The sequence below is a fragment of the Aeromonas tecta genome (assembly GCF_000820185.1).
Lineage (GTDB): Bacteria > Pseudomonadota > Gammaproteobacteria > Enterobacterales > Aeromonadaceae > Aeromonas > Aeromonas tecta.
In genome coordinates, this window is record NZ_CDCA01000030.1 from 572 (window position 1) to 9355 (window position 8784).

An 8784-nucleotide genomic window follows, 5' to 3' on the forward strand; every position below is an offset into this window, starting at 1 on the left:
CACCACCACGGCGGCGATGGCGGCGAAGAAGATCCAGGTCGACCAGTAGGCTTCTTTCGGGAACTTGGTGTTGAGCAGGGTCTCGCCACCGCCGTAGATGAATTCGCGCTGCTGCGGATCCTTGAGCTTGGCCTGGAACTCTTCATCCTTGTCCAGATCCTTGCCGCGGCGCAGGCTCCACAGTGCGGCCATGATCACCCCGGCCAGGGAGGAGGGGATGGCGATCATCAGGATATCGAGCAGGCCATAGGCCTGACCGATACCGTGACCGGCGGCGAGGATGGAAACCATGGAGACCACGGCCACCGACACCGGCGATGCGCAGATCGCCATCTGGGAGGCAACAGAAGCCACTGCCATCGGACGTTCCGGGCGGATATTCTTCTGCAGCGCTATGTCGGCGATGATGGGGAACATGGTGTAGACCACGTGGCCGGTACCGCACAGGAAGGTGAGGGTCCAGGTGGTGAGGGGCGCCAGAATGGTGATGTATTGCGGGTGACGACGCAGCAGGCGCTCGGCCACCTGCATCATCAGATTGAGGCCGCCGGCGGTCTGCAGGGTGGCGGCGCAGCCGATCACCGCCAGTATGGTCAGCATGACCTGTACCGGTGGCTCACCTGGGGTAAGGCCGAACACGAAGGTCAGCAGGAACAGACCTATGCCGCTGATGAGACCCAGTCCCATGCCCCCGAAACGGGTACCCAGCAGCAAGCAGCCGAGTACCACCATAAATTCCATGAAGATCATTCCATTACCTCGTGTGATTCAATCCATTCAGGCGCAGCGCCCAGGACGACATTGTCTGTTTTTATTTAGCCCTAAAGGGTTAGTGGTTATTTTGCCTACCCAAAAGGGGTAAAAATTTGAGGTAGTTCAACAACCCATGTTTTTTCGATTTAAGTGCATAAAAACTACGGTTTTGGTGGCGAAATTGAGGCTGAAAAGACGGGCAGAGGCGAGCAAGGGGGGAGCGGATGGGGATGGCGAGGCGGGCTAGGGTGCCCGTGAGACCATAAAGATGGTGCCCGTGAGGCAATAAAAAAGCCGACCCTGAGGTCGGCTTTTTGCAATCGATCGAGTAGTGCTTAGAACTCGGCGGTGCGGGGGGTACGCGGGAAGGGGATGACGTCGCGCACGTTGCCCATGCCGGTCACATAGACCACCAGGCGCTCGAAGCCCAGACCAAAGCCTGAGTGCGGCACTGTGCCGTAGCGGCGCAGGTCGCGGTACCACCAGTAGTCTTCCTTGTTCAGACCCATCTCGGCCATGCGCGCATCCAGCACGTCCAGACGTTCTTCACGCTGGGCGCCACCGATGATCTCGCCGATACCTGGGGCCAGTACGTCCATGGCGGCAACGGTCTTGCCGTCGTCGTTGAGGCGCATGTAGAAGGCCTTGATGTCTTTCGGGTAGTTCTTCACTACCACTGGAGACTTGAAGTGTTCCTCGGCCAGATAGCGCTCGTGCTCGGAGGAGAGATCGATGCCCCAGGAGACCGGGAACTCGAACTTCTTGCCACAGTTTTTCAGCACTTCGATGGCGTCGGTGTAGTCAATCTGGGCGAAATCGGAGGAGACGAAGCGCTCCAGACGGCCGATGGCGTCCTTGTCGATGTGCTGGGCGAAGAACTCCAGATCATCGCGGCGCTCGGCCAATACGGCGTTGAAGACGTATTTGAGCATGGCTTCGGCCAGGGCGGCGTTGTCTTCCAGATCCGCGAAGGCGATCTCCGGCTCCACCATCCAGAACTCGGCCAGGTGGCGGCTGGTGTTGGAGTTTTCGGCGCGGAAGGTCGGCCCGAAGGTGTAGACCTTGGACAGGGCGCAGGCATAGGTTTCGACGTTCAACTGGCCGGACACGGTCAGGAAGGTCTCCTTGCCGAAGAAGTCCTTGTCGTAGTCGACCTTGCCGGCGTCGGTGCGCGGCAGGTTTTCCAGATCCAGGGTGGAGACGCGGAACATCTCGCCAGCGCCTTCGGTGTCGGAGGCGGTGATGAGCGGGGCGGCAATCCACAGGTAGCCTTCTTCGTGGAAGAAGCGGTGAATGGCCTGGGCTAGGCAGTTGCGCACCCGGGTCACGGCGCCGACCATGTTGGTACGTGGGCGCAGGTGAGCCTGCTCGCGCAGGTATTCGATGCTGTGGCGCTTGGCGGCCATGGGATAGGTGTCCGGATCTTCGACCCAGCCTACCACCTTGACGTCGGTGGCTTGCAGCTCGAAGGCCTGACCGCTGCCCTGGGAGGCGGCAACGATACCGGTCACTTCCACGGAGCAAGCGGTGGTCAGACGCAGCACTTCATTCTCGTAATTGGCCAGGGAATTGGGGACGACTGCCTGTACCGGATGGAAACAGGAGCCATCGGAGATGGCCAAAAATGAGATCCCCGCCTTGGAATCACGGCGGGTCCGGATCCACCCTTTGACTGTCTGGGTGGTGCCAACCGCATACTTACCGGCCAGCACATCTACTACGGATGCGTGCGTCATCGAAATTTTGTCTCCAGCTTGTTCTTGCAGCGCTATTTGCAACACTAGGGGTCTGGCCGGGGCATGAATGGCCCTGGCTGGCAGACTAAGCCGTCAATCTTACCCGCGGGGGTTTGATAAAACCAAGCAAAAATATCGGGTGATTGCGGGGTTATCGGCCCGGATTGCTCGCAAGGCGGGCCGTAAAAACGGGAGGCGAGTACGGCGGCAGAATACTAGGCGCCTGGTGGATCCTGGTACGAGCCAGGAGGCGGCGTCTTTGCTCCGACTCAGCCCTGGTTTTTCTTGTCCTGCTCTCCGGGGGCGGGACGCTTGCCGAGCTGGCGCTCCACACTGTCGAGCATCTGGTTGTAGGCCAGCGCGACCCGGCCTATCTCGTCTCCCTCATCCCCTTCCAGTCGATGGCCGAAGTCATGCAGATCGGTGGCCTCCTCCATGGAGCGGGTCAGCTGGTTGAGGGGGCGCACTATCCAGGTACGGATGACCCAGAGCGTCAGCAGCAGGCCGAGGCCGAAGATGACGGTCAGGCTGAGCGCCGAGGTGAGGATATTCTGCTCGACCCGGGTGAACAGGGTGTCGAGGGAGTAGTCGAAACGCACCGCCCCCAGCACGGTGTTCTCCGGTACCTGGTGGCAGCTGGTGCAGTCGGTGCCACGAAAGTCCTTCTTCGCCAGCAGCGGGCGGGTCACCACCAGTCGGCTGTGCATGTCGTCGTGCACCACCTCCAGGCTGCCCTTGCCCGCCAGTGCCAGCGCATCGAATCTGTCCTTTGGCGCCTCGGTTTCGCGACCCGGTCCGTACTGCTTGTTCACCGCCGCGCCGCGCACTATGCGGGCATCTTCCACGTGGGCGTGATCCATGAACTTGTTGCGCAGGGTGTCGCGGGCTTCCATTTTGCCGGTCAGCATCAGCATGTTGAGGCCATCGAAATAGGCTTCGGTCTGCTCGCGGCTCTGCTCTTTGATGAGGGTCAGGATGAGGTCACGTTCGCGCACCGCCTGATAGGCCGCGGAGAACACCAACACCATGGAGAAGATGAACAGCAGGAAAAAATTAATTTTGGCAGCGATGGAGAGGCGCATGAGACGGTACATCTGTTGGGTAAAACCCGCGCAGTCTACCCTTCTCGTCTGTCGGGTTTTGATGTCTCGCTCACATTCTGATGAAAAAGATTCAAAAGACCCCGCGCAACCGCGGGGTCGGCAGGGACGGGATCAGTATTCGCCCTCGGCGATGGCTTGCGTGATGGCGTGGGTCAACAGGCTCAGCTCTTGCGGCGTGATGACGAAGGGAGGCATCAGGTAGATGAGCTTGCCAAAGGGGCGGACCCAGGCCCCTAGCTCGACCAGCTTGCGCTGGATGCGCGCCACATCGACTCGCTCCTTCATCTCCACCACCCCGATGGCGCCGAGCACTCGCACATCCGCCACCGCCGGGTTCAGGGTCAGCTGGACCAGCTCGGTCTTGAGCTGATGTTCGATGGCCTGTACCCGATCGCGCCAGGGTGAGGCGAGCAGCAGATCGATGGAGGCGTTGGCCACGGCGCAGGCCAGTGGATTGCCCATAAAGGTCGGCCCGTGCATGAAGACGCCGGCTTCCCCTTCGCAGATGGTGTGGGCCACCTGCTCGGTGGTGAGGGTGGCCGACAGCGTCATATAACCGCCGGTGAGCGCCTTGCCCAGGCACATGATGTCCGGGCTGATGCCCGCCCAGTCACAGGCGAACAGTTGGCCGGTGCGGCCGAAACCGGTGGCGATCTCGTCGGCGATGAGCAGCACCCCGAACTCGTCGCACAGGGCACGCACCCACTGCAGGTAGCGCGGGTGATAGAAGCGCATGCCGCCGGCGCCCTGCACTATGGGCTCGAGAATGATGGCGGCGATCTCTTCGTGTCTATCCGCCAGCAGGGTGGCGAGCTCCACCACGCAATTTTCATCCCACTGGGCATGAAAACGGCAGCTCGGCGCCTCGACAAAGAGTTGCTCCGGCAGGAAGCCCTGATAGAGCTGATGCATGCCGCCATCGGGATCGCAGACGCTCATGGCGCCGAAGGTGTCGCCGTGGTAACCGCCGCGCAAGGAGACAAACTTGGCGCGGGGCGTGCCTTTGGCGTGCCAGTACTGCTGCGCCATCTTGAGCGCGACCTCCACCGCCACCGAGCCAGAATCCGCCAGGAACACCCGATCCAGCTTAGCTGGCGTGATCTCCACCAGCTTGCGACACAGTTCGATGGCGGGCTGATGGGTCAGGCCGCCGAACATGACATGAGCCATCTTGCCGAGCTGGGCAGTGGCGGCCGCATCGAGTTCAGGCACCTGATAACCGTGCACACAGGCCCACCAGGAGCTCATGCCATCCACCAACTTTCGGCCGTCGCTGAGGGTCAGGGTCACGCCTTTGGCGCTGGCCACCTCGTAGCAGGGCAGGGGTTGGGTGAGGGAGGTATAGGGGTGCCAGACATGGCGAAGGTCGAATTCTTGATTGGTCAATTTATGTTCCGTTGTCAATTTAATTGATCTGGTCGGTGTTGACAGTCTACGCCTGCTCTCTACACTAGCCAACAATTTCAGCCACTTGGCTTGGCCCTCCCGTCGCGTCGACGAGGGCGGTCAGTGGCGGTTTGGCGGTCTGCCCGACAAGAAGGCGGACTCCATCATCACAACTGGAAGCCACCCATGCATGCTCAACCGACGGGCGCCCATGCCCTGCGTCACGACTGGACTCACGACGAGGTTCAGGCGCTGTTTGCCTTGCCATTCAACGATCTGCTGTTTCAGGCCCAGACGGTGCATCGCGCCCATTTCGATCCCAACGAGGTGCAGGTCAGCACCCTACTCTCCATCAAGACCGGCGCCTGTCCGGAGGATTGCAAGTATTGCCCCCAGAGCGCCCGCTATCATACCGGACTCGAGACCGAACGGCTGATGGAGGTGGAAAAGGTGCTGACCCGGGCCCGCGAGGCCAGGGCCAACGGCTCGTCGCGCTTCTGCATGGGGGCCGCCTGGCGCAACCCCAAGGAAAAAGACATGCCCTATATCCTGCAGATGATCGAGGGGGTGCGGGGGCTCGGCATGGAGACCTGTATGACGCTGGGCATGTTGACCGCGGATCAGGCCTCGCGTCTGGGCGCCGCCGGGCTCGACTACTACAACCACAACCTCGACACCTCGCCGGAGTTCTACGGTGACATCATCACCACCCGCACTTATCAGGACCGACTCGATACTCTGGAGAATGTGCGCGGCGCCGGCATGAAGGTCTGCTCCGGCGGCATCGTCGGCATGGGGGAGCAGGCCCGAGACAGAGCCGGTTTGCTGATAGCGCTGGCCAACCTGCCGCGCCACCCCGAAAGCGTGCCCATCAACATGCTGGTCAAGGTAAAGGGCACGCCGCTCGAGAACGAGGCCAATCTCGACTCCTTCGAATTTATCCGCACCATCGCCGTGGCACGCATCATGATGCCGAGCTCCCATGTGCGCCTTTCCGCCGGGCGGGAGAAGATGAACGAGCAGATGCAGGCCATGTGCTTTATGGCCGGTGCCAACTCCATCTTCTACGGCTGCAAGCTGCTGACCACCCCGAACCCGGACGAAAACAGTGACATGCAGCTGTTCAAGCGCCTCGGCATCCGCCCCGCCCAGCGGCCCCAGAAGCCCGATGCGGTGCAGGAAGAGGAATTGCTGGCCCGGGTGACACGCGAACCCGTTGGCGACGAGCTGTTCTATGACGCGACTCGCCAGCGCGTGGCAGTGCAATCCGCTGCAAAACCAGCATGAAATCTGTCTATTCGACTGCTGAGAAGGGCCCCTTTGCGCTGAATGAGGCCTTGGTCGCCCGCGAGCAGGATGCCCTGCTGCGCCGCCGCACCCCGACCGAGCTTGTCACCGGCTCTCGGTTGTGGGTAGGGGGGCGCGACTACCTCAACTTCTCCGCCAACGACTACCTGGGGCTGGGGAGTCACGAGGCCATCAAGACGGCGTTCAAGGCCGGAGTGGATGAGCATGGCGCGGGATCCGGCGCCTCGCCGCTGGTGACGGGCTACAGCCGTGCCCATCAACAGTTGGAAGAGCAGATTGCCGACTGGTTGGGGCTGGAGGCGGTGCTGCTGTTCAACTGTGGCTTCTCGGCCAATCAGGCGGTGCTCAAAGCCTTGCTCGGCAAGGAGCACCTGCTGTGGCAAGACAGGCTCAACCACGCCTCATTGCAGGAGATGGGCAGCCAGCTGCCCTGCAAGATGCGGCGCTTTGCCCACAACGACATGGCGGCGCTAGAAGGTCAGCTTGAACCCGGTCGGGGGCTCATCGTCTCCGAGGGGGTGTTTAGCATGGACGGGGATCAGGGGCCTTGGGCAGCGCTCAGCCAACTGGCCGCCCAGAGCCATAACTGGCTGATGATCGACGATGCCCACGGCCTCGGGGTGCTCGGGCCAGAGGGGCGCGGCACCCTGGCGGCGCAAGGGGTGAGCCCGAATAGCGTGCACATCCAGATGGGCACCTTTGGCAAGGCGCTCGGGGTGGCCGGTGCCTTCGTCGGCGGCACCCGCGCGCTGGTGGACTACCTGGTCAACTTCGCCCGCCCCTACGTCTACAGCACCCACATGCCCGCCGCCCAGGCCTGCGCGGTCAGCCAGAGCATCTCGCTGGTGCGCGCTGCCGATGAGAGCCGCGCCCATTTGCAACGACTGATAACCCGCTTTCGGCAGGGGGCCAGCCAGCTTGGCTGGACGCTCGGCGCGAGCGAGACGCCCATTCAGCCGCTGCTGGTGGGGGAGAGCCGCAGCGCCCTCGCCCTGAGCGAGCGGCTGCGCGCGGCCGGCCTCTGGGTCGGCGCCATCCGCCCGCCCACAGTGCCGGCGGGCACCGCGCGGCTACGTATTACTCTGAGCGCCGCCCATTGCGAGCAGGACATCGACCGCCTGCTGGAAGGGCTGGGGATGAGGGCGGAGGGTCTGCACTATGCCTGAAGCACGGCCTGACACACAGTCTGATACTCAGCAGCATGACGCCTTCCAGCGGGTGGACAAGGTGCAACTCGCGCGCCGCTTCGGCGCCGCCGCCCGCCATTACGACGCCCACGCCCGCTTCCAGCAGGAGGTGGGGCAGGCGCTATTGGCCTGCATGAGCGATGCGAGCATGGCGATGGATAAACATCGGAGCCCGGCGTTGGCACGCCCCGTCGCCGGGCTGGATCTGGGCTGCGGCACGGGTTTTTTCCTGCCCCATCTCGCCAGCCATTGCCAGCAACTGCACGGGCTGGATCTCGCCCCCGGCATGCTGCAACAGGCGGCACAGCGCGGCAGCGGCGCCCTGCTGCTGTGCGGCGATGCGGAGCAGTTGCCGTTTGCAGATCAGAGCCTTGACTGGATCTTCTCCAGCTTGGCCCTGCAGTGGTGTGAACGGCCGGCGCAGGCCTTTGCCGAGATCCATCGGGTGCTCAAGCCCGGTGGTCGGCTGCTGTTCTCGACCCTGCTGTCGGACTCGCTGTGGCAGCTGCGTGAGGCCTGGCGCACAGTTGACGACTGTGCACATGTCAATCGCTTCCTCAGCCTGTCACAATTGCAGCATGCCCTCAGCCAGGGTGGTTTCTGCTCTCCCGCACTGCAGTCTCTGACCTGGTCTCTCGCCTATCCGTCCCTCAATGGTCTGCTGCGCGATCTCAAGGGCATAGGGGCAAGTCAGGTCAATGACGAGCGCCAGGTTGGCCTGGGCAACCGTCAGCGCCTGCTGCGTCTGGGGGAAGCCTATGAGCAATACCGTCAAGCAGATGGCATGCTGACCGCCAGCTATCAGGTCTGCCTGGGTCAGCTGACGCGGGAGTGAATCCGCCCCATCGATCTGCTCGAGCTGCCTCAACCGGGCCGCTCGAGACGCCCCCGCCGGGGCTTGCCAATCAACATCATTGAAACGCAGGTGTGCGGCCAGGCCGCCACCTTTCTTGCGTTGAGGAGTCATCATGGTTAAATCCTTCTTCATCACCGGCACCGATACCGACGTGGGCAAGACCCTGGTCGCCCGCACCCTGCTGCAGGAGTTTGCCGCCCAGAAGATACTGTGCGCCGGTTACAAACCCATCTCGGCGGGCTGCGCCCGCACCCCTGAGGGGCTGCGCAACCAGGATGCCCTGCTGCTGCAGGCCGCTGCCAGCCTGGCGCTGCCCTACGACTTGGTCAATCCGTTTGCCTACGCGCCCCCCATCGCGCCCCATATCGCCGCCCGCGAGGTGGATGAGGCCATCACCCTGAGCGGCTTGTCGGAAGGGCTGCGCAACATAGAGCAGGCGGGGGCCGAGCTGATAC

8 protein-coding genes are annotated in these 8784 nt (G+C 62.6%); 4 read left to right on the top strand and 4 right to left on the bottom strand.

Features of this window, described 5'->3' with window-relative positions; genetic code table 11:
• The 4 genes from BN1137_RS13800 to bioA all read right to left on the bottom strand — a co-directional run.
• Positions 1 to 750 (bottom strand): anaerobic C4-dicarboxylate transporter (locus tag BN1137_RS13800; RefSeq protein ID WP_157433766.1); only part of this gene is annotated, 750 nt, incomplete at its 3' end.
• Positions 751 to 1088: 338 nt separating this feature from the next.
• Positions 1089 to 2489, bottom strand: coding sequence for an asparagine--tRNA ligase (gene asnS, locus BN1137_RS13805; protein WP_050719171.1), 1401 nt, complete (start codon positions 2487 to 2489; stop codon positions 1089 to 1091).
• Between the two features lie 269 nt (positions 2490 to 2758).
• Positions 2759 to 3571 (bottom strand): HAMP domain-containing protein, encoded by an 813-nt coding sequence (locus BN1137_RS13810; protein WP_050719176.1) that lies wholly within the window; start codon positions 3569 to 3571, stop codon positions 2759 to 2761.
• Between the two features lie 132 nt (positions 3572 to 3703).
• Positions 3704 to 4978 carry an adenosylmethionine--8-amino-7-oxononanoate transaminase gene (gene bioA / locus BN1137_RS13815; protein WP_050719172.1) on the bottom strand — a complete coding sequence of 425 codons (1275 nt, stop codon included), beginning with the start codon at positions 4976 to 4978 and terminating at the stop codon, positions 3704 to 3706.
• A 186-nt stretch (positions 4979 to 5164) separates the two neighbouring features.
• Here bioA and bioB point away from each other — a divergent pair, with 186 nt between their 5' ends.
• The 4 genes from bioB to bioD form a co-directional block, all read left to right on the top strand.
• Positions 5165 to 6265, top strand: coding sequence for a biotin synthase BioB (gene bioB, locus BN1137_RS13820; RefSeq protein WP_050719173.1), 1101 nt, complete (start codon positions 5165 to 5167; stop codon positions 6263 to 6265).
• Positions 6262 to 7452 carry an 8-amino-7-oxononanoate synthase gene (gene bioF / locus BN1137_RS13825; protein WP_050719174.1) on the top strand — a complete coding sequence of 397 codons (1191 nt, stop codon included), beginning with the start codon at positions 6262 to 6264 and terminating at the stop codon, positions 7450 to 7452. Before bioB ends, bioF begins: the two co-directional genes overlap by 4 nt.
• On the top strand, positions 7445 to 8308 hold the full coding sequence (gene bioC, locus BN1137_RS13830) for a malonyl-ACP O-methyltransferase BioC (RefSeq protein WP_050719175.1): 864 nt from the start codon (positions 7445 to 7447) through the stop codon (positions 8306 to 8308). The genes bioF and bioC overlap by 8 nt, the downstream gene beginning before the upstream one ends.
• Positions 8309 to 8441: 133 nt before the next feature.
• On the top strand, positions 8442 to 8784 hold a 343-nt coding region (bioD, locus tag BN1137_RS13835; protein ID WP_157433765.1), incomplete at its 3' end, for an ATP-dependent dethiobiotin synthetase BioD.

What these genes read in the sequence shown, in the direction of transcription:
- asnS (WP_050719171.1), bottom strand. Translation starts at nt 2,489, where the DNA reads ATGACGCACGCATCCGTAGTAGATGTGCTGGCCGGTAAGTATGCGGTT.
- BN1137_RS13810 (WP_050719176.1), bottom strand. Translation starts at nt 3,571, where the DNA reads ATGCGCCTCTCCATCGCTGCCAAAATTAATTTTTTCCTGCTGTTCATC.
- bioB (WP_050719173.1), top strand. Translation starts at nt 5,165, where the DNA reads ATGCATGCTCAACCGACGGGCGCCCATGCCCTGCGTCACGACTGGACT.
- bioF (WP_050719174.1), top strand. Translation starts at nt 6,262, where the DNA reads ATGAAATCTGTCTATTCGACTGCTGAGAAGGGCCCCTTTGCGCTGAAT.
- bioC (WP_050719175.1), top strand. Translation starts at nt 7,445, where the DNA reads ATGCCTGAAGCACGGCCTGACACACAGTCTGATACTCAGCAGCATGAC.